Raw genomic sequence first — 26,777 nt, forward strand, 5'->3', positions numbered from 1 at the left:
TTGCGATCTCGCTGAGGGAGAGTTGGTCGCGCAGCCTCATGCGCCTGACCTTGCCAATCATGTCCATGGTGATCACCTTGAATCCCTGCTGAAATTCTCAGCAGGTCAGTGGAACACCCTGGTCAATTTTGGATTGGCACTTTGCGGTTTAGCTGGTCAAGATTGCATCGGCACCAACATTAAGAGCCCAATACGCCAGTGCAGCGTCAGAATTAAAGCCAGTTCAAACAGCGCATCCATGTAGTTGTCCAAGCTCCTGAAGTGGCCGCTTTTGGCCGATAGTACTCATTCGCGAACGCGAAGCGTACGACTGCAACCAGCCTTGAGCGGTCAATGACCCAGCTCTGCATAGGTTTCCCCATACAGAGCACGCCTTCGCCCGCCTGTTGGCCTGCCGCCAACGCGGCGCAGCACCACCCCTACGGCAAATTCTCCCGAAAAATCACCTGACTCCGCGTCGTCTCCACCCCGCTCGTCGGCTCCCGCCCATCCCGCAGATTCGCAAAAATCCGCACGCAATTCATCACCGCGCCCTGCGGGTTCTGCGTGATCACCGCGTCCATCGTCCCGTCGATCAGCAGCGCCCGCGTATCCGGCGTGAGGCCATGGCCGATGAACACGATCTTGCGGTCTGCACCGGCTTCTTTCAGCGCCCGGCCGATGCCTTCGGCCCCGCCGCCGATGTTGTAGATGCCTGCCAGGTCGTCGTGCTGCTCCAGCAGCGCGCGGGCCTGGCGGTAGTTGCGTTCGGCGTCGTCCTGGCCTTCGCGCACGCCCACCACCTGCACCAGGGGGAACTGTTCTTCAAACAGGTGCAAAAAGCCCGCTTCGCGCTCCTCGTGAGCGCGGTAGCGCAGTGATCCAACAATCATCGCCACATGCGCCTTGCGGCTGTGGGCCAGCGGGCCCATGAAGCGGGCGATCAGGTAGGCGGCGGTGCGGCCGGCGGCGCGGTTGTCCAGGCCCACATAGGCCACGCGGCGTGAGTTGGATAAATCGGAGATCAGCGTGACCGTGGGCACGCCCTGCTCGGCCAGCTGGGCCACGGCCTCGCGCACCACGGGGTGCTCCAGCGCCATGAAGGCGATGCCGTCACAGCGCTTGCCGTAGTGCAGCAGCGCTTTGGCCAGCGCGTCGGGGTTAAAGCTTTCGATATATGCCGCCTGGCAGCGCACGTTGAACGGTGCCCAGTGGTCTTGCGCGTAGCCGATCACGTCGCCCAGCATTTGCAGAAAGCGGTTGCTGCCCTCGGGGATCAGCACCATCAGCCGCAAGGGCTGGGGTTGCAGTGCTGCGTGCAGCTCGGCCTGCGGCAGGTAGCCCAGGGTGGCGGCGGCCTGCAGCACCCGCTGCGCGGTGGCGTTGCGCACGCCCGATCGCTGGTTCAGCACCCGGTCGACCGTGGCGGTGGAAACGCCGGACAGCTGGGCAATGTCGGGGATGCGCGGACTGCGGGGACTGCTGGGGTTGGGCGGGATTTGGGCCATGTACGATTCAATCAAAAACCATCATTCCGCTTGCTGGTATTTGATGGATTCTGCGGATACTATCACTCGGCGTTCGGTGCTGAAAGGCATCAGAACCCATCAGTACAAACCCTAGGTTGTGACGGCTGGCACCCTTGCCATACCGATCACACAGGAGACAAAGACATGCCTGGTATTTCCGCTCACGCTCGCCTGCGTCCACAGGGCAAGCCGCCGGTTTTTGGCCGCCGCGCCAGCACCCGCTGATTGACGCGCACGGTTGCTGCACTCATGACGTACGAGTTCGACTTTGCCAGCGTGCTGGCCAACTGGCCCCAGTTTCTGGAAGGGGCCTGGATGACCATCCTGCTGTCCTTCCCGGCCACCGTGATTGGTTTTGTGGGCGGCACGCTGCTGGCCATTGGCCGCCGCAGCGACCAGCGCTGGCTGGTGCGGGCCTGCGGCGCCTATGTAGAGGTGCTGCGCAACACGCCGCTGCTGGTGCAGGTGTTTCTGGTTTTCTTTGGCCTGGCCAGCCTGGGCTTCAAGGTGTCGGCGTTTGCTGCGGCGCTGGTGACGCTGGTGATCAACGTGGCGGCCTACACCTGCGAAATCATGCGGGCGGGCATGGATTCGATCCACAAGGGCCAGATCGAGGCGGCCGAGTGCCTGGGCCTCACGCGCCGGCAGGTGTACTGGCACGTGGTGCTGCGCCCGGCGATGGAGAAGGTGTACCCCGCGCTCACCAGCCAGTTTGTGCTGCTGATGCTGGCCTCGTCCATCACCTCGCAGATTTCGGTAGAAGAACTCACGGCCGTGGCGGCAAGGGTGCAGTCCGAGACCTTCCGCCCGTTTGAGGCTTACATCCTGGTGGCGGTGGCGTATTTGGCGCTGTCGCTGCTGATGCGGCTAGGGCTGTGGGTGTTCGGGCAGATCGTGTTCACGCGCCAACGCAAATTGGGGAATGCCAAATGATTGACGGTGGACTGAACTCGTATCACCTGCAGTACCTGCTGTGGGGCGCGCTGTGGACCATTGGCCTGTCGCTGATTGCGTTTGTGGGCGGTGGTCTGGCCGGGGGCGTGATTGCGCTGTGCCGCGTCAGCCCCATCAAGGCGGTGCGCTGGGCGACGATTGCGTGGATTCAGATCATCCAGGGCACGCCGCTGCTGGTGGTGCTGTTTCTCTGCTACTTCGGCCTGTCCATCATGGGGCTGGAACTGCCCGCCATTGTGGCGGCCAGCATTGCGATGATTGTTTACGTCAGCGCGTATCTGGGCGAGATCTGGCGCGGGTGCATTGAATCGGTGCCGCGCACGCAGTGGGAGGCGGCCGAGTGCCTGGCCCTGTCGCGCACCCAGCGCATGCGGCTGGTGGTGCTGCCGCAGGCAGTGCGCATTGCCACGCCGCCCACGGTGGGCTTCATGGTGCAGATCGTGAAGAACACTTCGCTGGCGTCCATCGTGGGGTTTATCGAGCTGGTGCGTGCGGGGCAGCTCATCAACAACTCGATCTTTCAGCCTTTCACCGTGTACCTGCTGATCGCCATCGTCTACTTTGCGATGTGCTACCCGCTGTCGGTATGGAGCCGCAAGCTGGAGCAGCGCCAGCAGTTTGGTAACAACCGAGGCACAGCCCCCCCTTCTGTGACCACCGCATGAAACGAGAAGACACCATGAACCTCGCCCGAGACGCTGCTGTGCAACCTGTTGCGCAAGCTGCTTTGTATGCACAACAACAGCCCGTGGTTGAACTGAAAGACGTGCACAAAAGCTTTGGCAGCAACCAGGTGCTCAAGGGCGTGTCGTTTGCCATCCCCAAAGGCCAGGTGGTGGCCATCATCGGCAAAAGCGGCTCGGGCAAGAGCACGGCGCTACGCTGCATCGACCGGCTGGAGATCATCGACAGCGGCACCATCAACGTCTGTGGCCACGCGGTGCACGACCCGGCCATCGACCTGCGCCAGTTGCGCCAGGACGTGGGCATCGTGTTCCAGAGCTACAACCTGTTCCCGCACCTCACCGTAGAGCAGAACATCACGCTCGCACCCAAGGCGGTCAAAAACATGCCTGCCGCCCAGGCACGCGCCATTGCTGCGCGCACGCTGCAGCAGGTGGGCCTGGCCGACAAGGCGCAGGCGTACCCCGAGCAGCTTTCGGGCGGGCAGCAGCAGCGCGTGGCGATTGCCCGGTCGCTGGCGATGGAGCCGCAGGTGATGCTGTTTGACGAAGTGACATCAGCGCTAGACCCGCAATTGACCGGCGAGGTGCTGCGCGTGATCGAGGCCCTGGCCCAGGGCGGCATGACCATGGTGCTGGTCACCCACGAGATGGAGTTTGCCGCCCGCGTGGCCGACACCATCATCTACATGCACGAAGGCAAGGTGTGGGAGACGGGCCCAGGCGACATGCTCAAGAACCCGCAGACCGCCGAGCTGCGCGATTTTCTTTCTCACGGGCTTTGAGTTTCAGGCCTGCCCTTTTCGATTCGTTAGCCAAAAACCACCAGGAGACAACCACCATGACCGCATCCCTCATCTTCCGCCGCACCTTGCTGGCTGTGGGCGCCGCCGCCCTGTGCCTGCCCGCCATGGCAGACCTGGCCGAGATCAAATCCGCTGGCAAGCTGCGCGTGGGCATCGACTTTGGCGCGCCGTTCTACGGCTACGTGGACGAAAAGATGAAGCCCGTGGGCTCGGACGTGGAAGCGGCCGAGCTGCTGGCCAAGGACCTGGGCCTGACGCTGGAGATCGTGAACACCACCAACTCCGCGCGCATCCCCAACCTGCTGTCCAACAAAGTGGACCTGATCATCTCGTCGCTGTCGATCACGCCAGAGCGCCAGAAGGCCGTGGACTTCTCCATCCCCTACGGCGCCATCCAGGCCGCGGTGGGCGCGCCCAAGAGCTTGAAGTTGACCAGCATCGAAGACCTGGCCGGCAAGACCGTGGCCGTGACGCGCGGTGGCCCCCAAGACAAGATCGTGACCGAGCGCGCACCGCAGGCCAAGGTGGTGCGGTTTGACGATGAATCCGCCTCCATCACCGCCGCCGCCACCGGCCAGGCCGACATCGTTGCCATCACGCCGCCGATCATCGCGGCCATCGCCAAGAAGAACCCGTCGCGCGACTTTGAGACCAAGTTCATCCTGCAGTCGTACCAGCTGGGCGTGGCCATGCGCAAAGGCCAGCCCGAGCTGATGGCCGCCGTCAACGGCTGGATCAAGACCAACCTGGCCAACGGCAAGCTCAACGACATCCATGTGAAGTACGCAGGCGTGCCGATCCCCAAAGAAATCATCGACGGCGCGAAGTAAGCCAACAAGCAAGCCAAGCCTGCAACCTGGGCGGCGCCTGATGGGCCCCGCCCGGCTGCGCCCTGCCCAGACGCATCACCACCAAAAGGAATTTTTATGAGCCGTCATTTCGGCGCCATCCGCCAACTTGGCTATGTGGTCCACGACATCGAAGCCGCCATGGACTACTGGAGCAAGACCCTGGGCGTGGGCCCGTGGTTCTACAACCCCAAGGTTCCGATCAAGAACTACGTTTACAAGGGCGAGCACTACGAGCCGCACAACTCGGTGGCCCTTGCCAACTCGGGTTACGTGCAGGTCGAGCTGATCCAGACGCGCAACGACGTGCCGTCGATGTACCGCGACTTTTTGCAAGCCGGGCGCACCGGGCTGCAGCATGTGGCGTACTGGACGAGCGACTACGACGCGGACCTGGCGCGGCTGACGGCCCAGGGCTTCAAGACGGTAATGAGCGGCGAGGTGGGCGAAAAGGGCCGGTTTGTCTACTTCGACACCGAGTACCACCCCGGCACGGTGATCGAGCTGTCGGAAGTGGCAGGCCCCAAGGGCCGCATGTTCGACCTGATTCGTGCGGAGTCGGAAACCTGGGATGGCAAGACGGACCCGGTGCGGCCGTTTCCTGACCTGTCCAAGATCTGAAGACGCCCAGAATTTCAAGCCAAATTGACCTCTAGCGCTTATTCCATATGCGCTAGCAGCTATTAAAACAGTAGTAACACCTCAACCATGTCCCCAGACCGCTTTGAAGCCACCTACCTGATCGAGACCCCGCTGGACCCGGCCCACGTGGCCGAAGTGCTGGCAGGCGAACAATCGTGTGGCACCTTCACCCGGGTGGAGGGCGAGACCGACGCGCTGCGCGAGCGTGCGCGCGCCACGGTCGAATCGGTGGAGCTGCTGGACGTGGCGCCCGCCCCTTCGCTGCCCAACGGCTGGATGCAGCGGCGCGGCATGTTCGACACGCCGCAGACCTGGCAGCGCGCCCGTCTGCGCGTGAGCTTTCCGTGCGACAACATCGGCCCCAACCTGCCCACGCTGGCCGCCACGGTGTCGGGCAACTTGTACGACCTGGGCGAGGTCACCGGCCTGCGCCTGGAGTCGATGAAACTGCCCAGCGCCTACCGCGCGCAGTTCGACATGCCCCGCCACGGCATCAGCGGCACCCGCGCGTTAACCGGCGTGCAGGGGCGCCCGCTCATCGGCACCATCATCAAGCCCAACGTGGGTTTGTCGGCCGAAGAAACCGGCGACCTGGCAGGCCGCCTGTGCGCTGCGGGCGTGGACTTCATCAAGGACGACGAGGTCTGCGCGAACCCGGTGCATGCGCCGCTGGCCGACCGCGTCAAAGCCGTGATGCGGCGGGTGCGCGCCCACCAGGACAAAACCGGCAAGCTGGTGATGGTGGCCTTCAACATCACCGACGAGACCGACGCCATGCGCCGCCACGCCGACCTGATCGCGGCCGAGGGTGGCAGCTGTGTGATGGTCAGCCTGAACTGGTGCGGTTACTCCAGCGTGCAAACCCTGCGCCGCCACACCCCGCTGGCGCTGCACGGTCACCGCAACGGCTATGGCGCGCTGTCTCGCCACCCGCTGCTGGGCTTCTCGTTCAACGCCTGGCAAACGCTGTGGCGCCTGGCCGGTGTGGACCACATGCACGTGCATGGCCTGCAGGGCAAGTTCTCGCAGACCGATGAAGAAGTGATCGAATCCGCCCACGACACCCTGGCCCCGCTGTGCGAAGGCCTGGACGACCGCGTGTTGCCCGCCTTCTCCAACGGCCAGTGGGCCGGTACGGTGCCCGCCACCTGGGACAGCATCCGGTCCAACGACCTGTTGTTCATGTCGGGCGGCGGCATCTTGGCGCACCCGGACGGCCCTGCTGCGGGCGTGGCCAGCCTGCAGCAGGCCTGGGACGCGGTGCAAAAAGGCGAAACGCTGGCCGAACGCGCGGCACATGCCCCAGAGCTGCGCCGCGCCATCGACTTCTTCGGCAAGAAGTCCTGAACCATGACCACCACCGCTCCCCGGTTTGGCTGGTACGGCGACGACTTCACCGGCGCCACCGACACCCTGGCCGTGCTGGCGCAGGCGGGCCTGCGGTCCATGCTGTTCATGGGCGTGCCCAGCGCCAGCGCCCTGGCCGCAGCAGGGCCGCTGGACGCCGTGGGCATTGCAGGCGCTGCGCGCGCCATGGCGCCCGAAGCCATGCGCGCCGAACTAGCGCCCGTGGGCCGATTTTTCAGACAGATCGCGCCCACCGTGCTGCACTACAAGGTGTGTTCCACCTTCGACAGCGCACCACACGTCGGCAACATTGCGTGTGCCATCCAGACGCTGCACCCCAGTGTGGACAACCGCTGGGTGCCCATCCTCGGAGGCCAGCCCAGCCTGGGCAGATACTGCGCGTTCAGCAACTTGTTTGCCGCGGCCGGGACGGGTGGCGCGGTTTACCGCATTGACCGGCACCCGACCATGCACCGGCACCCGGTGACCCCCATGGGCGAAGCTGACTTGCGGCTGCACCTGGCCCAACAAGGATTGCAGGGCATCGCGGCACTGCACTACCCGTTGTACGAAGCAGATACCAGCAACGACGCAGCCGCCCTGCCCACCGCCCTCGGCGCCCTTCTGAGCACGGGCCCTGCCGATCTGCCGTTCTTGCCCACGTTGCTGGACCTGACCAGTGCAGACCAGCTGACCAGTGTGGGGCGCCTGCTGTGGCAACAGGCACAACACGCCCGCCTGCTCGCCGTGGGGCCCAGCTCCGTGGCACAAGCGCTGATCGCGTGCTGGGAAGCCCACACAAGCCAATCAGCCCCCGCCTTGGCGCCATCACCCGCCCCTGTGTTCGCCTGGGCTGGCAGCCTGTCACCCATCACTGCGGCCCAGGTCCAGGCTGCAACGTCTTATCAACGCATCCCTGTGGACGCGCACCGGCTGGAGAACGACGCGGCCTACACCCAGGCCACCCAGCGCGCGATATGCGCTGGGCTGCAACAGGGCCATCACGTACTGGCCTACACCGGTCCTGCGGACGGATCATCCAGCCCGGCCAGTGGTGGCGCCTCGGCCGCTGTCGCCCCCGCCAGCGCGGCCCTGGTAGCCCGTGTGGTGCAGGCGCAGGTCGACCACGGCACGCCCCTGCGGCGCATTGGCATCGCGGGGGGGGACACCTCCAGCCACGCCGTGCAGGCGCTGCAGCTGTGGGGGCTGTCGTACAAAACCACGGTATGCCCCGGCGTCACGCTGAGCCGCGCGCACAGTGCAGACCCGTCGCGCGACGGGCTTGAACTGATGCTCAAGGGTGGACAGATGGGGGGAACGGATCTGTTCCAAAGACTGCTCGGCGCCGTCTGACGGAGAGACATACAGGCAATAAAAAAGCCCGCGCGTGGCGGGCTGGTGTCGGGCATTGCGGCAGGCGCACCTGCCGCAATTTCGTCACACGCGCGGAACCGGAGTGCCTGAGTTCACGCACAGCGCCAGGTTCAGCGCCTTGATGGCAGTCTTGTAGTCCTCGCGCTCGATCACGAACTGCATGTTCACCTGCCGCAGCGTCTGGGACACGCAGTTCACGTTGACCCGCGCATCGGCCAGCGCCTGGGCTGCCTTGGCCAGCACGCCAGGGATGCCGATGTTGGAGCCGATGGTGCACACAATCGCGCTGGGCTTGATCGTCACGACCTGGTAGGCCTCTTGCAGCTCGGCCACCAGCTCGGGCGTGACCTGGTTGTCCCACACCAGGTGGGCGATGGAGTTGGCGTTGGTCGCCTTCAGGATGTAGCTCACATCGTGTTTGCAGAACACGTTCATCAGGCCCGCATCAAAGCCCACCGTGCCCACCATGCTGGGGTCGTGGATCTCGATCAGCGTGACCTTGTCGGTGCCGGTGACGATCTCGACACGAGCGCGCTCACCCACAAAGTCCTTGGTGATGAGCGTGCCGGGGTGGTCGGGCTCGAAGGTGTTCTTCAGGCGGATGGGGATGCCCGCCAGCTCCATGGGCTTGGCGGCCTTGGGGTGGATGGCTTCCATGCCCACGTCGGCCAGCTGGTCGGCCACGTCGTAGTTGGTGGCACCCACCACGATGGCGTTTTCCAGGCCCACGAGGTTGGGGTCAGCGGACGACAGGTGGAATTCCTTGTGGATCACGGCCTCAGCGGGGCGCACTTCCACGGCGATCTTGCTGAACGTGACCTCGGAGTAACCCCGGTCAAACTCGCGCATGATGCCTTCGGTGCCCTTGGTGTAGCCGGTGGCCACCACCACCTTGTCACTCAGGTCCAGGCCCTTGAAGCTCTGCGCAATGCGCTCGTCAATGGTCCAGGCTTCGTTGTCGTCAAAACCGGCCAGGTCCATCAACATGGCGTTGACGCCATTGACCTTGAGGATCTCAACCGAGTTGAACGCGCTGTGCGACTCGCCGATGGAGGCCAGCACTTCACGCGCGGCCAGCAGCACATCCTTGCGGCTCAAGTAACCGCTGGCCAGCACGTGCTGCATGGCGTTCAGGTACTCACGGGCCTGGCCCACGCGTTGGTCGATGAAGGCATCGGCCACATCCAGCGGCAGGCCGAGGTCGGCATAGCCCGCGTTCAGCTTCTTCAGGCTGGCGGCCAATTGGGTCAATGCGTCCTGGTAGCCCTTGCCTTCTGCAAACAGTGCGTAAATGCCACGTTCGCCCGTCTTCTTGTGCTCCAGCAACTGGTTCGTCACGCCCGAGTAGGCGGACACCACATAGATCCGGCCGTAGATGCGCTTGGGATCGTGCAGCATGATGTGGCGCAGCACATCGCCAAAGGCGGTCATGGAAGTGCCGCCGATTTTCTCGACAGAGATCTTGGAGGAGTGGACGTCTGACATGGACAGGCTCAGAGGAGCAAAAAGGATTGGGAGGCCGGGTGGATGTTCTGCCCCATGGGGTGCGGCAGAAAGCCCTCTATTTTCCACGACTTTTGTCTGGGCACTTTGGCGTAGCCTTGTGGGAGAGGCACACGCGGTTGCGAGTTGGCGTGACTTCTGAGTGGGTGGGATGGGTTGGCATGGTCTGCGCAGGACCATGTATCTCTAGACCCGTATCAAGATCGGGCCGTGTTTCCCGCCACGAGGGGAGGTACTGGCAATGCCTCTTCGGCTGCCAGTCCCCACTGGTCCCAGTCCTCGCCAAACAGCTCCGCCGGGTGCTGAGTGCGATCTGAACCGTTGCCGCAGCGCATGGCTTTGGCCGGACAGTACAGATCGCAGCCCCAGCACACCCGCTCAGGGTGAGCGGGTGCCTTGGGAAACCTTTTGGCTGCGGCCATGGGGGCGCTCTGGTGGGCTGGCGACTGCTGCCGTCAGATCGTCAGATCACTTCTTCTGCGGCGGTACGTCCGTGCAGCTGCCGTGCGCAATCTCCGCCGCCATGCCGATGCTCTCGCCCAGCGTGGGGTGCGGGTGGATGGTCTTGCCGATGTCCACGGCGTCGGCCCCCATCTCGATGGCCAAGGCAATCTCGCCAATCATGTCGCCCGCATGCGTGCCGACCATGCCACCGCCCAGGATCTTGCCGTGGCCATGGGCCTCGGGCGAGTCGTCGAACAGCAGCTTGGTCACGCCTTCGTCGCGGCCGTTGGCGATGGCACGGCCGGAGGCGGTCCAGGGGAACAGGCCCTTCTTGACCTTGATGCCTTGGGCTTTGGCTTGGTCTTCGGTCAGGCCAACCCATGCCACTTCGGGGTCGGTGTAAGCGACGCTCGGGATCACGCGGGCATTGAAGGCGGCGGCTGCCAGCTCTTTGTTGCCCTGCAGTTCACCGGCGATGACTTCTGCCGCAACATGCGCCTCATGCACCGCCTTGTGCGCCAGCATGGGCTGGCCCACGATGTCGCCGATGGCGAAGATGTGCGGCACGTTGGTGCGCATCTGGATGTCGACGTTGATGAAGCCACGGTCGGTCACCGCCACGCCAGCCTTCTCGGCAGCGATCTTCTTGCCATTGGGCGTGCGGCCCACGGCCTGCAGGACCAAGTCGTAGGTTTGTGGGGCCGGGGCGGTACCGCCCTCTTCCGCTGCAGCAAACGTCACCTCGATGCCTTCGGGCGTGGCCTTGGCCCCCACCGTCTTGGTCTTGAGCATGATGTTGTCAAAACGCTTGGCGTTCATCTTCTGCCAGATCTTGACCAGGTCGCGGTCGGCGCCCTGCATCAGGCCATCCATCATCTCGACCACATCGAGGCGTGCGCCCAGCGTGCTGTACACCGTGCCCATTTCGAGGCCAATGATGCCCCCGCCCAGGATCAGCATGCGCTTGGGCACTTCCTTCAACGCCAGGGCGCCGGTGGAATCGACCACGCGTGGATCGTCGGGCATGAAGGGCAGGCGCACGGCCTGGCTGCCAGCGGCGATGATGGCCTTCTTGAAGGCAATGACCTTCTTGGTGCCCGTCTTCTCTTGTCCCGTGCCGGTGGTTTCTTCCACTTCGAGGTGGTTGGCACCGACGAAGGCACCATAGCCACGCACGGTGGTCACCTTGCGCATCTTGGCCATGGCGGCCAGACCACCGGTCAGCTTGCCGATGACCTTTTCCTTATGGCCGCGCAGCTTGTCGATGTTGACGGCCGGTGCGCCAAAGTCCACGCCCAGGTCGGCCATGTGGCTGACCTCGTCCATGACAGCGGCCACGTGCAGCAGTGCCTTGGAGGGGATGCAGCCCACGTTCAGGCACACGCCGCCCAGGGTGGCGTAGCGCTCGACGATGACGACCTTGAGGCCCAGGTCGGCCGCACGGAAGGCGGCGCTGTAGCCGCCGGGGCCGCCGCCGAGCACGAGCACATCGCACTCCAGGTCGGCCGTGCCCGCAAAGCTGGATGCTACTGGATTGATAGCTGCTTGCGCTTGTGGTGCGGGCGCTGGAGCCGATTTTTTCTCAGCCACCGCTGCCACGAGGGCCGCAGGGGCTGGTGCGGCTGCCGGGGCTGCAGCGCCTGCGCCCTGCACCTCCAGCGTCAGCACCACCGAGCCTTCGGCGATCTTGTCGCCGAGCTTCACTTTCAGCTCCTTGACCACGCCGGCGTGGCTGGAGGGGATCTCCATGGAGGCCTTGTCAGACTCCACGGTGATCAGGCTTTGTTCGGCCTTGATGGTGTCGCCGGGCTGGACCAGCACTTCGATGATGGCCACTTCGGCGAAGTCGCCGATGTCGGGCACCTTGATGTCGATGATTGCCATGGTGTGTCTTGCCCTTTCGTTACATCACGATGCGGCGGAAGTCCGCCAGCAGCGAGGCAAAGTACACGTTGAAGCGCGCAGCGCTGGCGCCGTCGATCACGCGGTGGTCCCAGCTCAGGCTCAGGGGCAGCATCAGGCGCGGGGCGAACTGCTTGCCGTCCCACTTGGGCTCCAGGCTGCTCTTGCACACGCCCATGATGGCGACTTCAGGCGCGTTGATGATGGGCGTGAAATAACGACCACCAATGCCGCCCAGCGAGCTGATGGAGAAGCAGCCGCCGGTCATGTCGGCCGGGCCCAGCTTGCCGTCGCGTGCCTTCTTGGCCAAGTCGCCCATTTCTTGGCTGATCTGGACGATGCCCTTCTTGTCGGCGTCACGGATGACAGGCACAACAAGGCCGTTGGGCGTGTCGGCCGCAAAGCCGATGTGGAAGTAGTTCTTCAGCACCAATTGGTCGCCGTCGAGCGAGCTGTTGAACTCGGGGAACTTCTTGAGCGCAGCCACGGCGGCCTTGATCATGAAGGCGAGCATGGTGACCTTGACGCCACTCTTCTCGTTCTCCTTGTTGAATTGCACGCGGAAGGCTTCGAGGTCGGTGATGTCCGCGTCGTCGTGGTTGGTGACGTGCGGGATGACGACCCAATTGCGGTGCAGGTTGGCGCCGCTGATCTTCTTGATGCGAGAGAGGTCTTTGCGCTCAACCGGGCCGAACTTGGTGAAGTCCACCTTGGGCCAGGGCAGCAGGTCCAGGCCCACGCCGGAGCCGCCGGACGCCGCAGCAGGCGCCTTGGCCACCTGGGCCTTGGTCTGCACGGCGCCTGCCATCACCTGCTTGGTGAAGGCAGCCACGTCGTCTTGCGTGATGCGGCCCTTGGGGCCGGTGCCCTTGACTTCGTCAATAGGCACGCCCAGTTCGCGGGCGAACTTGCGCACCGAAGGCGATGCGTGGGGCAAGCCAGCAGTAGGCGTGCCCGGCTGGTAAGCAGGGACCGGCACGGAGGCGGTGGCAACGGCGGGTGCTGCAGCAGCGACTGCAGGGGCGGCTGCAGCCACCGGGGCTGGTGCAGGTGCAGCGGCCGCAACGGGTGCGGCTGCCGGTGCTGCAGCAGTGGCCGAGCCTTCGAGCACGGCGATCAGGTCGCCGATGTTGACGGTGTCACCGATCTTGACCTTGAGCTCCTTGAGCACACCAGCAGCAGGCGATGGGATCTCCATCGAGGCCTTGTCGGATTCGACGGTGAACAGGGATTGCTCTACCTTGATGGTGTCGCCCACCTTGACCAGCATCTCGATGACGGCCACGTCCTTGAAGTCGCCGATGTCAGGCACGCGCACTTCGACCGGGCCAGCTGCAGCCGCCGCAGGCGCTGCGGCTGGTACAGCCGGTGCTGGTGTTGGTGCTGCGGCCGCCACGGGGGCCGGAGCCGCTGCTGGCGCGGCTGCAGCGCCCGCGTCAGCGGATTCCACCACGGCAATCACCGAGCCTTGCTTGACCTTGTCGCCCAACGCAATCTTGAGCTCCTTGACCACGCCAGCGTGGCTGGACGGGATCTCCATCGATGCCTTGTCCGATTCGACGGTGATGAGCGACTGCTCGGCCTTCACGGTGTCACCCACCTTGACCAGCAACTCGATCACGCCCACTTCGTCGAAGTCCCCGATGTCCGGGACTTGAATGTTGACCAATGCCATTGTTCTGTCTCCGTTCGGTTTATGCGTAGAGCGGGTTGACCTTGTCGGCCTGGATGTTGTACTTGGCAATGGCCTCCGCCACCTTGGTGGCAGGCAACACGCCGTCTTCGCTCAGCGCCTTGAGAGCCGCGACCACGATGTAGTGGCGGTTGATCTCGAAGTGCTCGCGCAGCTTGCTGCGGAAGTCGCTGCGGCCAAAACCGTCGGTGCCCAGCACCTTGTAGTTGCGGCCACCCTTGGCCGAGCTCTGCACGAAGGGGCGGATCTGTTCGGCATAGGCCTTCATGTAGTCGGTAGATGCGACCACGGGGCCGGTGCTGCTGCCCAGTTGCTGTGCAACGAACGACACACGCGGCGTCTCCAGGGGGTGCAGCAGGTTCCAGCGGTCGGCGTCCTGGCCTTCGCGGGTGAGTTCGTTGAAGCTGGGGCAGCTCCACACATCAGCCTGCACGCCCCAGTCGGCGGCCAGCAGGGTTTGTGCGGCCAGCGACTCGCGCAGGATGGTGCCCGAGCCCAGCAGTTGCACGCGCTTGTCGCCCTCGGCACCGGGCTTGCACAGGTACATGCCCTTGATGATCTGCTCTTCAGTGCCTGCCGTGAGGCCGGGCATGGCGTAGTTCTCGTTGAGCAGCGTGATGTAGTAGAAAACGTTCTCTTGCTGCTCGACCATGCGCTTGAGGCCACGGTGCATGATCACCGCCACTTCATGGGCAAAGGTGGGGTCGTAGCTCACGCAGTTGGGGATGGTGTTGGCCAGGATGTGACTGTGACCGTCTTCATGCTGCAAGCCTTCGCCGTTGAGCGTGGTACGGCCCGAGGTGCCGCCCAGCAAGAAGCCACGGGCCTGCATGTCACCCGCTGCCCAGGCCAGGTCGCCGATGCGCTGGAAGCCGAACATCGAGTAGTACACGTAGAACGGCACCATGATGCGGTTGTTGGTGCTGTAGCTGGTGGCGGCAGCGATCCAGCTGGCCATGCCGCCGGCTTCGTTGATGCCTTCCTGCAAGATCTGGCCAGCCTTGTCTTCCTTGTAGTACATCACTTGGTCACGATCGACCGGGGTGTACAGCTGGCCCTTGGGGTTGTAGATGCCGATCTGGCGGAACAGGCCTTCCATGCCGAAGGTGCGGGCCTCGTCCACCAGGATGGGCACCACACGTGGGCCCAGGGCCTGGTCGCGCAGCAGTTGCGTGATGAAACGCACATAGGCCTGCGTGGTGGAGATTTCGCGGCCTTCGGCCGTGGGCTCCAGGATGGCCTTGAAGGTTTCGATGGCGGGCACGGTGAAGTGCTCTTCAGCCTTGGGGCGACGCTTGGGCAGGTAGCCGCCCAGCGCCTTGCGGCGCTCATGCAGGTACTGCATTTCTGGCGTGTCGTCGGCCGGTTTGTAGTACGGGATATCGGCCAGCTGACTGTCTGGAATCGGGATCGCGAAGCGGTCGCGGATGTACTTGATGTCCTCGTCCGACAGCTTCTTGGTCTGGTGCACGGTGTTCTTGCCTTCACCGGCCTTGCCCATGCCATAACCCTTGACGGTCTTGACCAGCAGCACGGAGGGCTGGTTCTTGTGCTCATTGGCAGCGTGGAAGGCGGCGTACACCTTGGCGGGCTCGTGGCCACCACGGCGCAGCTCGAACACCTCTTCGTCGGTCATGTGCTCGACGAGCTTGAGCGTCTCAGGGTACTTGCCGAAGAAGTTCTTGCGAACGAAGGCACCGTCGTTGGCCTTCATGGCCTGATAGTCGCCGTCCAGCGTTTCCATCATCAGTTGCTTGAGCTTGCCGCTCTTGTCGCGGCGCAGCAGCTCGTCCCAACCATTGCCCCACAGCAGCTTGATCACGTTCCAGCCCGCGCCACGGAACTCGCCTTCGAGCTCTTGCACGATCTTGCCGTTGCCGCGCACCGGGCCGTCCAGGCGCTGCAGGTTGCAGTTGATGACGAAAACCAGGTTGTCGAGGTTTTCGCGTGCGGCCAGGCCGATGGCGCCCAAGGATTCGGGCTCGTCCATCTCACCGTCGCCGCAGAACACCCACACCTTGCGGTTTTCGGTGTTGGCAATGCCACGGGCGTGCAGGTATTTGAGGAAGCGGGCCTGGTAGATGGCCATCAATGGGCCCAGGCCCATGGACACCGTTGGGAACTGCCAGAACTTGGGCATCAGCTTGGGGTGCGGGTAGCTGGACAGGCCTTTGCCGTCCACTTCCTGACGGAAGCTGTCGAGCTGCTCTTCGCTCAGGCGGCCTTCGAGGTAGGCGCGGGCGTAGATGCCGGGGGCGCTATGGCCCTGGATGTACAGCAGGTCGCCACCGTGATTTTCATCCTCGGCGTGCCAGAAATGATTGAAGCCGGCACCGAACATGCTGGCCACCGAAGCGAACGAGCCAATGTGACCACCCAGGTCGCCGCCGTCAGCGGGGTTCAAACGATTGGCGCGCACCACCATGGCCATGGCGTTCCAGCGCATGTAGGCGCGCAGGCGCTTTTCGATGGCGATGTTGCCGGGGCAGTGCGCCTCTTTTTCGGGCTCGATGGTATTGACGTAACCCGTGTTGGCAGAGAACGGCAGATCGATGCTGCTCTGGCGGGCGTGTTCAAGAAGTTGTTCCAACAGGAAGTGGGCGCGCTCAGGGCCCTCCTTGTCGATCACGGCGGACAGCGCGTCCATCCATTCACGGGTTTCTTGCTGGTCGGTATCGGAACCGATGCCGAAACCGGCCTGAGGGTCGGGCTGAGCTGACATGCTTTGTCTCCTGTAGGTGTGGCAGCAATTTAGTACGTTGGCTCTAGTTTCGCATATTTTTCTGAAATTTCAAATGGTGCCTATTCATTTCATATTGCAATAATTTGCTGCGAATGCACATTCCCCAGAAGGCGTAGGCGCCGCCGGGGCTCCTCTACACTCCCTATATGGATTCGATGCCCACAGCCCCCTCCCCCACGGCCACGACCGTGGCTGCGCCAATACGCTTGTGGCGCAAGTGGTGGCGCGGTTTGTCCCCCACCCGGCAAGACCGTTTTGCCGCACTCGCCCCCCTGGCGGCAGTGCTGATGTTTCTGGCCGCAATCGTCGCGGCGTTCTGGTACCTGCGTGCAGAAGAGGCGGAGCGCGAGCAAGAAGCCCTGCGGCGCGATGTGGAATACGCCCAGCAGCGCGTACGCCTGCGCCTGCTGGAGCGCCAGGAGCAGCTCATGCGCATCGCACGCGATGTGTCCAACCAGGACCTGGGCCGCGCCGAGTTCATCAGCCGCGCCGAGGCCCTCATCAGCCAGTACCCCGAGCTGCAGGCCATCACCTGGATCGACGACCGCCGACGCATCCGCGCCAGCCAAGCCGCCCCCACGCTGGCCAGCGGCGAACTGCGCATTGCAGGCGAAGTGCTCAAACCCGGCGACACCGCCGACACCTTTGGCCTGGCGCGGGACCTGCAGCAACCGGTGTACGCGCAGCCCGCCGCCACATCGGGCGACGCAACCCCACTGCTGCAGCTACAGGTGCCCCTCAACAACCAGGGCAAGTTCAGCGGCGTTGTGCTGGGCGAATACTCCATCGACAGCCTGCTGCGCTATGGCACTCCGACCGAGGTGCTGGCGCGCTACGCGGTAACGCTGCTCGACAGCAAAAACCAGGTGCTGGCGGGCACACCGCTGGGCCCGCGCAACAAGGCCACGCAGTTGCTGCCCTGGACACCCAAGGCCAACGAGTACGAGGTGCCTGTATCCCCCGTCGGCAACGGGCTGGTGCTGCGCGCACAGGCCTACCGCACATCGCTCGGGGTGGTGGGCAGTGGCCTGTTCTGGCTGGTGGGCACGCTGAGCGCGATGACCGCCTGGATGCTGATCGCCACCTGGCGCCACACCCGCCGCCGCATGCAGGCGCAAGAAGCACTGGTGGCCGAAACCAACTTTCGCCGGGCCATGGAGAACTCCATCCTCACCGGCATGCGCGCCCTGGACATGGAAGGCCGTATCAGTTACGTGAACGCCGCCTTCTGCCAGATGACAGGCTGGAGCGCTGAAGAGCTGGTGGGCCTGAGGGCGCCCTTCCCTTACTGGCCCGAGGCCGACCACGAAACCCTGCAGGCCAAGCTGCGCGACGAACTGCGCGGCAACACGATGGCGGGAGGCTTTCAGGTGCGCGTCAAGCGCAAGAGCGGCACGCTGTTCGACGCCCGCCTTTACGTGTCGCCCCTGATCGACGCCCATGGCCAGCAAACCGGCTGGATGACGTCGATGACCGACATCACCGAGCCCAACCGCATCCGTGAACAGCTGTCAGCGTCACACGAGCGCTTCACCATCGTTCTCGAGTCGCTGGACGCCTCGGTGTCGGTAGCGCCCCTGGGCAGTGAAGAACTGCTGTTTGCCAACAAGCTCTACCGCCAGTGGTTCGGGTCGCAAACCGGCGGGCACCTGCAACTGGTGGCGCAGGCGGGCGTGGTGCCGATTGCGGGCAAAGAGCAAAGCGGCATGGACGATGAAGATGGCCTGATGGGCCTGCCCACCGACACCCTGACCAGCGCCCGCAGCGAAAACGCCGAAATCTACCTGCCCGACCTGGGCAAGTGGCTGGAAGTGCGCTCGCGTTACCTGAACTGGGTGGACGGCCGTCTGGCCCAGATGGTGATTGCCACCGACATCACCCCCCGCCGCCTGGCTGAAGAGCAGGCCCAGCGGCAGGCCGAGCGCGCGCAGTCGGTCAGCCGCCTCATCACCATGGGCGAGATGGCGTCCAGCGTGGCGCACGAACTCAACCAGCCCCTCACCGCCATCAACAACTACTGCAGCGGCATGGTTTCGCGCATCCAGAGCGGCCAGCTCACCGAAGAGGCGCTGCTCACGGCCCTGCAGAAGACAGCCCACCAGGCACAACGCGCGGGCCAGATCATCCAGCGCATCCGCTCGTTCGTGAAAAAGAGCGAACCCAACCGCACGCTGGCCGATGTGCATTCGATGGTGAACGAAGCCGTCGAGCTGGCCGACATCGAGCTGCGCCGCCACAACGTGCGCCTGACGCACTACGTCGCCGCGCGCCTGCCGCAGGTGATGGCCGACACCATCCTGATCGAGCAGGTGCTCGTCAACCTGATGAAGAACGGCGCCGAGGCCATCCAGCACGCTCACCGCCCCGCAGCCAACCGCAGCGTGGAGCTGCGCGTGGTGCCCAAGCAGATCGACGACCGCCAGGTGGTCGAGTTCTCGGTGCAGGACACTGGCAAGGGCCTGGCCCCTGAGGTGCTGGAGCGCCTGTTCGAGGCCTTCTTCTCCACCAAGCAGGAAGGCATGGGCATGGGCCTCAATCTGTGCCGCAGCATCGTCGAGTCTCACCAGGGCAGGATGCAGGCGGAGAACCTCTACAATGGACCGGAGGTCACAGGCTGCAGGTTCTCCTTCTGGCTGCCGCTCGCCAAGCCTGCTGATGCCACTACAAATTCTGTAGCAAACGAACAAAACCCAAGGACTGTTGCATGAGCTTGATTCCGAAAAAAGGCACTGTTTACGTTGTGGACGACGACGAAGCAGTTCGCGACTCCCTGCAGTGGCTGCTGGAAGGCAAGGACTACCGGGTACGTTGCTTTGATTCGGCCGAGACCTTTCTCTCACGCTACGACCCACGCGAAGTGGCCTGCCTGATCGTGGACATCCGCATGGGCGGCATGACGGGCCTGGAACTGCAGGACCGTCTCATCGAGCGCAAATCGCCCCTGCCCATCGTGTTCATCACCGGCCACGGCGATGTGCCCATGGCCGTGAACACCATGAAGAAAGGCGCACTGGACTTCATCCAGAAGCCTTTTGACGAAGAAGAACTGGTGGGCCTGGTCGAGCGCATGCTGGACCACGCACGCGAAGCCTTTGCAGGCTACCAGCAGGCCGCCAGCCGTGATGCGCTGCTGTCCAAGCTCACCAGCCGCGAAGCGCAGGTTCTGGAGCGCATCGTCGCCGGGCGCCTGAACAAGCAGATCGCCGACGACCTGGGCATCAGCATCAAGACGGTGGAGGCGCACCGCGCCAACATCATGGAAAAGCTCAACGCCAATACGGTGGCCGACCTGCTCAAGATCGCACTGGGGCAGAACGCACCCAAGGGCTGATTGCTCCCAATTTGATAGCTACCAGCGCATATCGCACTAGCGCCATTGGCCATTTTGACTTGTATTTTCTGACATGACAGCCCAACTCATCGACGGCAACGCCCTTTCCCGCCAACTTCGCAGCGAGGTGGCGCAACGCGCTGCCGCCCTCACCGCCCGTGGCCATCAGCCCGGTTTGGCGGTGATTCTGGTGGGCGAAGACCCAGCCTCCGCCGTCTATGTGCGCAACAAGGTCAAGGCCTGCGAAGACAGCGGCGTGCGCTCCATCTTTGAAAAGTACGATGCCGACCTGAGCGAAGCCGCCCTGCTGGCGCGCATCGAGGCCCTCAACGCCGACCCGGCGGTGCACGGCATCCTGGTGCAGATGCCCCTGCCCAAACACATCGACCCACACAAGGTCATCGAAGCCATTGCCACCTCCAAGGATGTGGATGGCTACTCGGTGCTGTCGGCCGGTGAACTCATGGCCGGGCTGGACGGTTTCCGCCCCTGCACGCCTTACGGCAGCATGAAGCTCATCGAGTCCACGGGCCAGTCGATCAAAGGCAAACATGCCGTGGTCATCGGGCGCAGCAACACCGTGGGCAAGCCCATGGCCCTGCTGCTGCTGCAGGCCAACGCCACGGTCACCGTCACCCACAGCGGCACCCCCGACCTGGGCTACCACACCCGCCAGGCAGACATCGTGGTGGCAGCGGTCGGCCGCGCCAACACGCTCACAGCCGACATGGTCAAACCCGGCGCCATCGTGATCGATGTGGGCATCAACCGCAAGGCCGACGGCAAGCTGTGCGGCGATGTGGACTTTGAGGGCGTCAAAGAGGTGGCAGGCTGGATCACCCCCGTCCCTGGCGGGGTTGGCCCCATGACCATTACCATGCTGCTGGTGAACACCATCGAAGCCGCCGAGCGGGCCGCCGCGCGCTGACTGCGCCCGGGGAAGACGCCAGCCGCTTTGCAACTTGAACCTGCGCCGCCTGGCGCCATCTAATCTCGCATGAGCAACGCCCTCCTCGACTTCTCCGACCTCCCCGCCTTTGACCGCATCACCCCGCAGGACGTAGCCCCTGCGGTCGATGTGCTGCTGGAACGTGCCAACCAGGCCCTGGAGACCGTCACGGCGCCCGACTTTCCTGCCCGCTGGGACGCCATCGCCAAGGTGCTGGATGTAGCCACCGAACAACTCGGGCGCGCCTGGGGGGCTGTCAGCCACCTCAACAGCGTTGCCGACACCCCCGAACTGCGCGCGGCTTACAACGCCGCCCTGCCCCGCGTCACGGAGTTCTGGACCCGGCTGGGCGCTGACGAACGCCTCTATGCCAAGTACAAGGCCATCGACCCCGTCACGCTGACATCCGAGCAGCGCCAAGCCCACCGCAACGCCGTGCGCAACTTCGTGCTCAGCGGCGCCGAGCTGACCGGGGCGGCCAAAGAGCGCTTCGCTCAGATCCAGGAACGCCAGGCCGAGCTGAGCCAGAAGTTCAGCGAAAACGCGCTCGATGCCACCGACGCCTTTGCCTACTACGCCACCGAGGAAGAACTGGACGGTGTGCCCGCCGATGTGCAGCAAGCGGCCCTGGCTGCAGCACAGGCGGACGGCAAACCCGGCTACAAGCTCACGCTCAAGATGCCCTGCTACCTGCCGGTGATGCAGTTTGCCACCCGCAGCGACCTGCGCGCCAAGTTGTACCACGCCTATGTCACCCGAGCCTCGGACCAGGCCGAAGGCGACGGCCAGAAGTTCGACAACACGGCGCTGATTGGCGAAATCCTGGCCCTGCGCCGCGAAGAAGCCCAACTGCTGGGTTACGCCAACTTTGGCGAAGTGTCTGTGGTGCCCAAGATGGCCCAGTCGCCTGCCGAGGTCGTGCAGTTCTTGCGCGATCTCGCCCGCCGCGCCCGACCCTACGCAGAAAAGGACGTGGCCGACCTGCGCGCCTTTGCGGCAGAACAACTGGGCCTGAACGACCCACAGCCCTGGGACTGGCCCTACATCTCTGAAAAGCTCAAGGAAGCCCGCTACGCGTTCAGCGAGCAGGAGCTCAAGGCCTACTTCACTGCCCCCAAGGTGTTGGCGGGTCTGTTCAAGATCATCGAGACGCTGTTTGAAGTGTCCATCCGCCGCGACTCGGCGCCCGTCTGGCACTCCGCCGTGGAGTTCTATCGCATCGAGCGTAATGGTCAGTTGGTGGGCCAGTTCTACCTTGACCAGCCCGCCCGCACCGGCAAGCGGGGCGGCGCCTGGATGGACGACGTGCGCACGCGCTGGCAGCGCCCCGACACGGGGGTGTTGCAAACGCCTGTCGCCCACCTGGTCTGCAACTTTGCAGACGGTGTGGATGGCAAGCCGCCACTGTTGACCCACGACGACGTGATCACGCTGTTCCATGAGTTTGGCCATGGACTGCACCACATGCTGACCCAGGTGAACGAACGCGATGTTTCCGGCATCGGCGGCGTGGAATGGGACGCCGTGGAGCTTCCCAGCCAGTTCATGGAAAACTTCTGCTGGGAATGGGATGTGCTCCGGCACATGACCGCCCATGTGGACACCGGCGAGCCGCTCCCACGCACGTTGTTCGACAAGATGATTGCCGCCAAGAACTTCCAGAGCGGCATGCAGACCCTGCGCCAGATCGAGTTTGCGTTGTTCGACATGCTGCTGCACACCGAACACGACCCCGCACAAGACTTCATGCCCTTGTTGACCCAGGTGCGCCAGGAAGTGGCCGTGCTGCAACCGCCTGCGTTCAGCCGCACGGCCCATACCTTCAGCCACATCTTTGCAGGCGGCTACGCGGCCGGGTACTACAGCTACAAGTGGGCCGAGGTGCTCAGCGCCGACGCCTACGCCGCCTTTGAAGAAACCGCAGGCAGCGACGGCTTGCCTAGCACCGAAACCGGGCGACGCTACCGCGAGGCCATCCTGGAAGCGGGCGGCAGCCGCCCCGCCATGGAGTCGTTCAAGGCCTTCCGTGGCCGGGAGCCCAGTCTGGATGCCCTGCTGCGCCACCAGGGCATGGCAGAAGAACTGACGGCCTGAGTGCGGCCCGCAGCCTGACCCATAAGAACCACAGCCCCACCAGAATGAGGAGAACCCGCATGTCCCATCCTACGTTCGCCCCTGCCGCCGCTTCCTTGTTGATGGCCCTGGCCTGTGTGGGTGCGCAGGCCCAAAGCGTCTATCGCATCGTCGGACCCGATGGCAAGGTGACCTTTTCGGACCGACCTCCCGCAGAGACCAGTGCGCAGCCTGCGCGCAGCAGTGCAGCCCCAGCCACTGCCACAGCAAGCCCTGCTGCAGCCAACGGAGCGTTACCTTACGAACTGCGCCAGGTGGCCAACCGGTATCCGGTGACCATCTACACCGGCAGCGACTGCGCGCCCTGCGTGAGCGTGCGCAACCTGCTCACATCGCGCGGCGTGCCCTACACCGAGCGCACAGTGGCCAGCAATGAGGACATCACCGCACTGCAACGCCTGAGCGGTAGCTCCAGCCTGCCCTTTGGCACCATTGGCGGCCAGCAACTGGTGGGGTTTTCAGACGCCGAGTGGATCCAGTACCTCGATGCCGCGGGCTACCCTAAACAATCCCAGTTGCCCAGCAACTACCGCCAACCAGTGCCCACACCACTGGTTGCGGCCAAGCCTGTAGAGGCTGCACCAGCGGCCGAACCCAAAGCGCCGACACGGCCAGTCCCCCCACCACCGGTCAAGGACGGCCCGACGCCGAGCAATCCAGCGGGTATCCGGTTCTGACGCCGATGTGGCTACCGCCACCGGGCGGTTGGTCCATCCACCAAACAAAAGGGGCCTTCATAGGCCCCTTTTTGCATTGGCAGACAATGGAGTGCGAGGTAGGCTTGGCTGGTCTCCCCCCGCCGTCATTCGTCAATAGGTGATCGTCTTCACGCCCTGCGCCGTACCCAGCAGGCACACGGATGCCTTCTGGTGGGCAAACACCCCAACGGTCACCACGCCGGGCCACTGGTTGATCTCAGACTCGAATGCCAGCGGATCGGTGATGGACAGGTCCTTCACGTCCAGAATGTGCTGGCCGTTGTCAGTCACTAGTGGCTGTCCGTCCTTGAGTCGCAGGCTGGCCTGCCCACCCATTGCGGCAAAACGGCGCGCAATGTGATTGGCAGCCATCGGGATCACCTCCACCGGCAGCGGAAACTGGCCCAAGGCCTTGACCAGCTTGGACTCGTCAGCAATACACACAAACCGCTCGGCCAATGCTGCCACGATCTTCTCGCGTGTCAGTGCTGCGCCGCCGCCCTTGACCATGTGGCCCTGGCCGTCGATCTCATCGGCGCCGTCGATGTAGACGGAGAGCGATGACACCTCGTTGGCATCGAACACAGCAATGCCCAGCGCTTTCAGGCGTTCGGTACTAGCCACAGAGCTGGACACAGCGCCCTTGATCTGGTCCTTCGTGCCCGCCAGGGCGTCAATGAACTTGTTGACGGTGGAGCCGGTGCCCACCCCCACAATCTCGCCAGGCACCACATATTGCAGCGCGGCTTGGCCTACCAGGGTCTTGAGTTCGTCTTGGGTCAGGGGAGTGGTGGTCGTCATGGGAGAAAATCGGGGGTAATCCTGAATTATCCCCCCATGTCCTTGATCCCCTACGCCCTCACCCGCCCCTTTCTCTTCGGCATGGATGCCGAGGCAGCCCACGAACTCACCATGGACATGCTGGCGCGCGGGCAGCGCACGCCCCTGCAATGGGCCTGGTGCAACGAGACCGTGAACGACCCCATCACGCTGGCGGGACTGAAGTTTCCCAACCGCGTGGGCATGGCGGCGGGGCTGGACAAAAACGCGCGCTGCATTGATGCACTGGGCGCCATGGGCTTCGGCTTCGTAGAAGTGGGCACGGTCACCCCCAAGGCACAGCCGGGCAACCCCAAGCCCCGCATGTTCCGCCTGCCCGAGGCTCGCGCCCTCATCAACCGCCTGGGCTTCAACAACGAGGGCCTGGATGCGTTCTTGCGCAACGTACAGCAGGCGCAGTTTCGCAAGCAAAACCGCCAGCACCCCATGCTGCTGGGCCTGAACATTGGCAAGAACGCAACCACCCCCATCGAGAACGCCACCAGCGACTACCTGATCTGCCTGGAGGGCGTGTACCCCCATGCCGACTACGTGACGGTCAACATCAGCTCGCCCAACACGCAGAACCTGCGCGCGCTGCAAAGCGATGCCGCCTTGGACGCCCTGCTGGGGGCGATTGCCGAGCGGCGCGAGGCGCTGGCCGCCCAGCACCAACGGCGCGTTCCAGTTTTCGTGAAGATTGCACCTGACCTGGACGAAGCCCAGGTGGCGGTCATCGCTGCGACGCTGCAGCGCCACGGCATGGACGGCGTGATTGCCACCAACACCACCATCAGCCGCACAGCGGTGCAGGGCATGCGCCACGCGGAGGAGACTGGCGGACTGAGCGGTGCTCCCGTGCTGGAGGCCAGCAACCAGGTGATTCGGCAGCTGCGCGCAGCCCTCGGAGCTGGCTACCCCATCATCGGTGTGGGCGGCGTCCTGAGCGCCGACGATGCAGTGAGCAAGATTCGCGCAGGGGCAGACGTGGTGCAGATCTACACCGGTCTGATCTACGAAGGCCCGGCGCTGGTCGTGAAGGCCGCCAAGGCCATCAAGGCCCTGCGCTGAACCCTCGGGCCACGCCCGTCTAACCGCGCAGCCCCATAAAAAACGGAGCCTTTGGCAACAGGGCTCCGTTTCGTTTGGACCATGGGTTCAGCAGCGGGACACAGCCCTCTGTCACCCCGGCTGCGGTCAGCGTCGCAAGCGCATCAGCATCGGCAACACAATGCCCGCCCACCGGATCAACCTGCGCGGGCCAGCCACCAAGCCGATACCAGCCATGGCCGCCACCGCCAGCGGATGCTCGCGCGCAAACCCGGCAGCACGCAACGCCAACGATGCATCTGCGCCGCCCGCGGCTCCTCCGGCCTGCTCCGCCAGCGCACGGGCCTGAGCCCGGGCTACGCGGCGGGCACGCAGCCGCTCGCGCTGCAGCTCGATACGGTCGAGCACACGCTGTTGCTGCGGCGTAGGTACGAGCCTTGCCGTGGGCGCAGTCTGCGGTGTAGTGGTTGAGTGGGGTGTACTCACAAGCGCTCCTTGATGTCACGCCAGTCCTGCGCCAGCTCACGCCGCGTCAGGGCAAATCCACTGCCCGCGCGTTGCGCCACGGACACCAAGGACACCGTGGCAGCGGCCCAGCCCACAGCCCACACGGCAGCGACCAGCCATGCCACCAGTGTGCGCTGCGGTGAATCCCAAAAATGCACCAGCACCGCCAGCGACACCATGATCAGGGCCACCACCGTGAGCCCAACGACCAGAATGGTCAGCACCAGCAGTTGCTGCAGCCGCTGCTTGAGGTCCACCCACTCCAGACGGGCCAGATCCATCCGGTCTTCGGCGGCGATTGCGCCCTCGATCAGGTTGGCACGCCAGCGGGCGGCCAACCCTTCCAGCCCCAGCAGCGAGAGCCAATTCATGTCTTGTTGCCTCTGTGGCGTGCCGTCATGAAGCTGCAGCGGCGATCAACGGCGCGCAAGCAGGAAACCGACCAGTGCACCCACGGCCAGTGCGGCACCGGCCACACGCCACGGCTCGTCATGGGCGTAGCGGTCGGCTGCCAGGGCAGCTTCCTTGGCTTGGCGGGCGGCGTCTTGGGCAGCGCGCACAGCGGATTCGCGCACGTTGTGCATGCCATCGTCCAGGCGCTGGCGCAGCAGCTTGATTTCAGGCACTGCATCCAGATCCTTGTTGGCCAACAGCCCCCGCAGATCGGAAACCAGCTTTTCCAGTTCGCCCTGGGTGGTCGTGGTGTCAGAAGCAGTCATACAAGCCTTTCTGTGTAGTGCAAAAAATGATGGGAAACCCGTACGCGAACGTTGGGGCTGAAGTTCATCTTAGCCATCCGCGCAGAAACCCCTCGTAGGACGGGGACGCAAGAGGTTACTGATT

General features: G+C 64.1%; 24 protein-coding genes. 14 read left to right on the forward strand and 10 right to left on the reverse strand.

All coding sequences use genetic code 11. From position 1 onward, the window contains the following. Positions 1-244 (forward strand): hypothetical protein (locus OIN59_RS08165; RefSeq protein WP_274109084.1); only part of this gene is annotated, 244 nt, incomplete at its 5' end. Positions 245-419: 175 nt separating this feature from the next. Here OIN59_RS08165 and OIN59_RS08170 read toward each other — a convergent pair. Next, the gene (locus OIN59_RS08170) at positions 420-1,487 is read right to left on the reverse strand and encodes a LacI family DNA-binding transcriptional regulator (protein WP_274109086.1); all 1,068 of its coding nucleotides are present in this window, start codon (positions 1,485-1,487) and stop codon (positions 420-422) included. Positions 1,488-1,757: 270 nt separating this feature from the next. Between OIN59_RS08170 and OIN59_RS08175 the strand changes: the two genes are divergently transcribed. The 7 genes from OIN59_RS08175 to OIN59_RS08205 all read left to right on the forward strand — a co-directional run bounded on the left by OIN59_RS08175 (position 1,758) and on the right by OIN59_RS08205 (position 8,141). After that, a complete protein-coding gene (locus OIN59_RS08175) occupies positions 1,758-2,441 on the forward strand; it encodes an amino acid ABC transporter permease (protein WP_274109088.1) in 684 nt (227 codons plus the stop codon). Further along, entirely contained in the window at positions 2,438-3,127 is a 690-nt protein-coding gene (locus tag OIN59_RS08180; RefSeq protein WP_274109090.1) for an amino acid ABC transporter permease, read from the forward strand. Before OIN59_RS08175 ends, OIN59_RS08180 begins: the two co-directional genes overlap by 4 nt. A gap of 14 nt (positions 3,128-3,141) precedes the next feature. Then, positions 3,142-3,930: an amino acid ABC transporter ATP-binding protein gene (locus OIN59_RS08185; protein WP_274109092.1), complete on the forward strand. Its 789-nt coding sequence runs from the start codon at positions 3,142-3,144 to the stop codon at positions 3,928-3,930. Positions 3,931-3,986: 56 nt separating this feature from the next. Then, entirely contained in the window at positions 3,987-4,781 is a 795-nt protein-coding gene (locus OIN59_RS08190) for a transporter substrate-binding domain-containing protein (protein ID WP_274109094.1), read from the forward strand. Positions 4,782-4,877: 96 nt separating this feature from the next. After that, entirely contained in the window at positions 4,878-5,420 is a 543-nt protein-coding gene (locus OIN59_RS08195; RefSeq protein ID WP_274109096.1) for a VOC family protein, read from the forward strand. 87 nt (positions 5,421-5,507) lie between these two features. Beyond that, on the forward strand, positions 5,508-6,788 hold the full coding sequence (locus tag OIN59_RS08200) for a ribulose-bisphosphate carboxylase large subunit family protein (protein WP_274109098.1): 1,281 nt from the start codon (positions 5,508-5,510) through the stop codon (positions 6,786-6,788). Positions 6,789-6,791: 3 nt separating this feature from the next. After that, positions 6,792-8,141 (forward strand): four-carbon acid sugar kinase family protein, encoded by a 1,350-nt coding sequence (locus OIN59_RS08205; protein WP_274109100.1) that lies wholly within the window; start codon positions 6,792-6,794, stop codon positions 8,139-8,141. Positions 8,142-8,225: 84 nt separating this feature from the next. Here OIN59_RS08205 and OIN59_RS08210 read toward each other — a convergent pair whose 3' ends face one another. The 5 genes from OIN59_RS08210 to aceE all read right to left on the reverse strand — a co-directional run bounded on the left by OIN59_RS08210 (position 8,226) and on the right by aceE (position 16,426). Then, complete coding sequence (locus tag OIN59_RS08210; RefSeq protein WP_274109102.1) at positions 8,226-9,647, reverse strand: aspartate kinase; 1,422 nt, start codon at positions 9,645-9,647, stop codon at positions 8,226-8,228. 215 nt (positions 9,648-9,862) lie between these two features. After that, entirely contained in the window at positions 9,863-10,087 is a 225-nt protein-coding gene (locus tag OIN59_RS08215; protein ID WP_274109103.1) for a DUF3079 domain-containing protein, read from the reverse strand. A gap of 46 nt (positions 10,088-10,133) precedes the next feature. Beyond that, positions 10,134-11,993 (reverse strand): dihydrolipoyl dehydrogenase, encoded by a 1,860-nt coding sequence (lpdA, locus tag OIN59_RS08220; protein WP_274109105.1) that lies wholly within the window; start codon positions 11,991-11,993, stop codon positions 10,134-10,136. A gap of 19 nt (positions 11,994-12,012) precedes the next feature. Then, positions 12,013-13,686, reverse strand: coding sequence for a dihydrolipoyllysine-residue acetyltransferase (gene aceF / locus OIN59_RS08225; RefSeq protein ID WP_274109107.1), 1,674 nt, complete (start codon positions 13,684-13,686; stop codon positions 12,013-12,015). A gap of 19 nt (positions 13,687-13,705) precedes the next feature. Then, positions 13,706-16,426, reverse strand: a complete 2,721-nt coding sequence (aceE, locus tag OIN59_RS08230; protein ID WP_274109109.1) for a pyruvate dehydrogenase (acetyl-transferring), homodimeric type — start codon at positions 16,424-16,426, stop codon at positions 13,706-13,708. Positions 16,427-16,593: 167 nt separating this feature from the next. Here aceE and OIN59_RS08235 point away from each other — a divergent pair, with 167 nt between their 5' ends. The 5 genes from OIN59_RS08235 to OIN59_RS08255 all read left to right on the forward strand — a co-directional run bounded on the left by OIN59_RS08235 (position 16,594) and on the right by OIN59_RS08255 (position 23,537). Beyond that, the gene (locus OIN59_RS08235; RefSeq protein WP_274109111.1) at positions 16,594-19,155 is read left to right on the forward strand and encodes a PAS domain S-box protein; all 2,562 of its coding nucleotides are present in this window, start codon (positions 16,594-16,596) and stop codon (positions 19,153-19,155) included. Further along, positions 19,152-19,778, forward strand: coding sequence for a response regulator transcription factor (locus OIN59_RS08240; protein WP_007848524.1), 627 nt, complete (start codon positions 19,152-19,154; stop codon positions 19,776-19,778). Before OIN59_RS08235 ends, OIN59_RS08240 begins: the two co-directional genes overlap by 4 nt. Positions 19,779-19,851: 73 nt before the next feature. Then, the gene (gene folD / locus OIN59_RS08245) at positions 19,852-20,706 is read left to right on the forward strand and encodes a bifunctional methylenetetrahydrofolate dehydrogenase/methenyltetrahydrofolate cyclohydrolase FolD (protein ID WP_274109127.1); all 855 of its coding nucleotides are present in this window, start codon (positions 19,852-19,854) and stop codon (positions 20,704-20,706) included. A 69-nt stretch (positions 20,707-20,775) separates the two neighbouring features. Beyond that, the gene (locus OIN59_RS08250; RefSeq protein ID WP_274109129.1) at positions 20,776-22,821 is read left to right on the forward strand and encodes a M3 family metallopeptidase; all 2,046 of its coding nucleotides are present in this window, start codon (positions 20,776-20,778) and stop codon (positions 22,819-22,821) included. Between the two features lie 59 nt (positions 22,822-22,880). Next, positions 22,881-23,537 carry a glutaredoxin family protein gene (locus OIN59_RS08255; RefSeq protein WP_274109131.1) on the forward strand — a complete coding sequence of 219 codons (657 nt, stop codon included), beginning with the start codon at positions 22,881-22,883 and terminating at the stop codon, positions 23,535-23,537. 132 nt (positions 23,538-23,669) lie between these two features. Here the strand turns inward: OIN59_RS08255 and rpiA are convergent, their stop codons facing one another. Continuing rightward, positions 23,670-24,359 (reverse strand): ribose-5-phosphate isomerase RpiA, encoded by a 690-nt coding sequence (rpiA, locus tag OIN59_RS08260; protein ID WP_274109133.1) that lies wholly within the window; start codon positions 24,357-24,359, stop codon positions 23,670-23,672. Positions 24,360-24,395: 36 nt separating this feature from the next. Between rpiA and OIN59_RS08265 the strand changes: the two genes are divergently transcribed. Continuing rightward, positions 24,396-25,448 (forward strand): quinone-dependent dihydroorotate dehydrogenase, encoded by a 1,053-nt coding sequence (locus tag OIN59_RS08265; protein ID WP_274109135.1) that lies wholly within the window; start codon positions 24,396-24,398, stop codon positions 25,446-25,448. 126 nt (positions 25,449-25,574) lie between these two features. On the opposite strand, the gene OIN59_RS08270 is transcribed toward OIN59_RS08265, so the two are convergent. From OIN59_RS08270 to OIN59_RS08280, 3 genes are read right to left on the reverse strand one after another with little or no spacing between them, the layout of a single operon-like run. Then, positions 25,575-25,913 carry a hypothetical protein gene (locus OIN59_RS08270; RefSeq protein WP_274109137.1) on the reverse strand — a complete coding sequence of 113 codons (339 nt, stop codon included), beginning with the start codon at positions 25,911-25,913 and terminating at the stop codon, positions 25,575-25,577. Then, positions 25,910-26,305 (reverse strand): phage holin family protein, encoded by a 396-nt coding sequence (locus OIN59_RS08275; protein ID WP_274109139.1) that lies wholly within the window; start codon positions 26,303-26,305, stop codon positions 25,910-25,912. The genes OIN59_RS08270 and OIN59_RS08275 overlap by 4 nt, the downstream gene beginning before the upstream one ends. Before the next feature lie 45 nt (positions 26,306-26,350). After that, positions 26,351-26,653: a DUF883 family protein gene (locus OIN59_RS08280; RefSeq protein ID WP_008904788.1), complete on the reverse strand. Its 303-nt coding sequence runs from the start codon at positions 26,651-26,653 to the stop codon at positions 26,351-26,353. Between the last annotated feature and the right edge of the window lie 124 nt (positions 26,654-26,777).

The sequence above is a fragment of the Acidovorax benzenivorans genome, assembly GCF_028680575.1.
Classification (GTDB): Bacteria; Pseudomonadota; Gammaproteobacteria; order Burkholderiales; family Burkholderiaceae_C; genus Acidovorax; species Acidovorax benzenivorans.

Excerpts from the sequence above, each read along its gene's own strand:
- OIN59_RS08280 (WP_008904788.1), bottom strand. The coding sequence starts at position 26,653 with ATGACTGCTTCTGACACCACGACCACCCAGGGCGAACTGGAAAAGCTG.
- aceE (WP_274109109.1), bottom strand. The coding sequence starts at position 16,426 with ATGTCAGCTCAGCCCGACCCTCAGGCCGGTTTCGGCATCGGTTCCGAT.
- OIN59_RS08175 (WP_274109088.1), top strand. The coding sequence starts at position 1,758 with ATGACGTACGAGTTCGACTTTGCCAGCGTGCTGGCCAACTGGCCCCAG.
- OIN59_RS08275 (WP_274109139.1), bottom strand. The coding sequence starts at position 26,305 with ATGAATTGGCTCTCGCTGCTGGGGCTGGAAGGGTTGGCCGCCCGCTGG.
- OIN59_RS08185 (WP_274109092.1), top strand. The coding sequence starts at position 3,142 with ATGAACCTCGCCCGAGACGCTGCTGTGCAACCTGTTGCGCAAGCTGCT.
- OIN59_RS08265 (WP_274109135.1), top strand. The coding sequence starts at position 24,396 with ATGTCCTTGATCCCCTACGCCCTCACCCGCCCCTTTCTCTTCGGCATG.
- OIN59_RS08215 (WP_274109103.1), bottom strand. The coding sequence starts at position 10,087 with ATGGCCGCAGCCAAAAGGTTTCCCAAGGCACCCGCTCACCCTGAGCGG.
- OIN59_RS08205 (WP_274109100.1), top strand. The coding sequence starts at position 6,792 with ATGACCACCACCGCTCCCCGGTTTGGCTGGTACGGCGACGACTTCACC.
- lpdA (WP_274109105.1), bottom strand. The coding sequence starts at position 11,993 with ATGGCAATCATCGACATCAAGGTGCCCGACATCGGCGACTTCGCCGAA.
- rpiA (WP_274109133.1), bottom strand. The coding sequence starts at position 24,359 with ATGACGACCACCACTCCCCTGACCCAAGACGAACTCAAGACCCTGGTA.
- OIN59_RS08210 (WP_274109102.1), bottom strand. The coding sequence starts at position 9,647 with ATGTCAGACGTCCACTCCTCCAAGATCTCTGTCGAGAAAATCGGCGGC.
- OIN59_RS08190 (WP_274109094.1), top strand. The coding sequence starts at position 3,987 with ATGACCGCATCCCTCATCTTCCGCCGCACCTTGCTGGCTGTGGGCGCC.
- OIN59_RS08170 (WP_274109086.1), bottom strand. The coding sequence starts at position 1,487 with ATGGCCCAAATCCCGCCCAACCCCAGCAGTCCCCGCAGTCCGCGCATC.
- OIN59_RS08240 (WP_007848524.1), top strand. The coding sequence starts at position 19,152 with ATGAGCTTGATTCCGAAAAAAGGCACTGTTTACGTTGTGGACGACGAC.
- OIN59_RS08255 (WP_274109131.1), top strand. The coding sequence starts at position 22,881 with ATGTCCCATCCTACGTTCGCCCCTGCCGCCGCTTCCTTGTTGATGGCC.
- OIN59_RS08195 (WP_274109096.1), top strand. The coding sequence starts at position 4,878 with ATGAGCCGTCATTTCGGCGCCATCCGCCAACTTGGCTATGTGGTCCAC.
- OIN59_RS08180 (WP_274109090.1), top strand. The coding sequence starts at position 2,438 with ATGATTGACGGTGGACTGAACTCGTATCACCTGCAGTACCTGCTGTGG.
- aceF (WP_274109107.1), bottom strand. The coding sequence starts at position 13,686 with ATGGCATTGGTCAACATTCAAGTCCCGGACATCGGGGACTTCGACGAA.
- OIN59_RS08235 (WP_274109111.1), top strand. The coding sequence starts at position 16,594 with ATGGATTCGATGCCCACAGCCCCCTCCCCCACGGCCACGACCGTGGCT.
- folD (WP_274109127.1), top strand. The coding sequence starts at position 19,852 with ATGACAGCCCAACTCATCGACGGCAACGCCCTTTCCCGCCAACTTCGC.
- OIN59_RS08200 (WP_274109098.1), top strand. The coding sequence starts at position 5,508 with ATGTCCCCAGACCGCTTTGAAGCCACCTACCTGATCGAGACCCCGCTG.
- OIN59_RS08250 (WP_274109129.1), top strand. The coding sequence starts at position 20,776 with ATGAGCAACGCCCTCCTCGACTTCTCCGACCTCCCCGCCTTTGACCGC.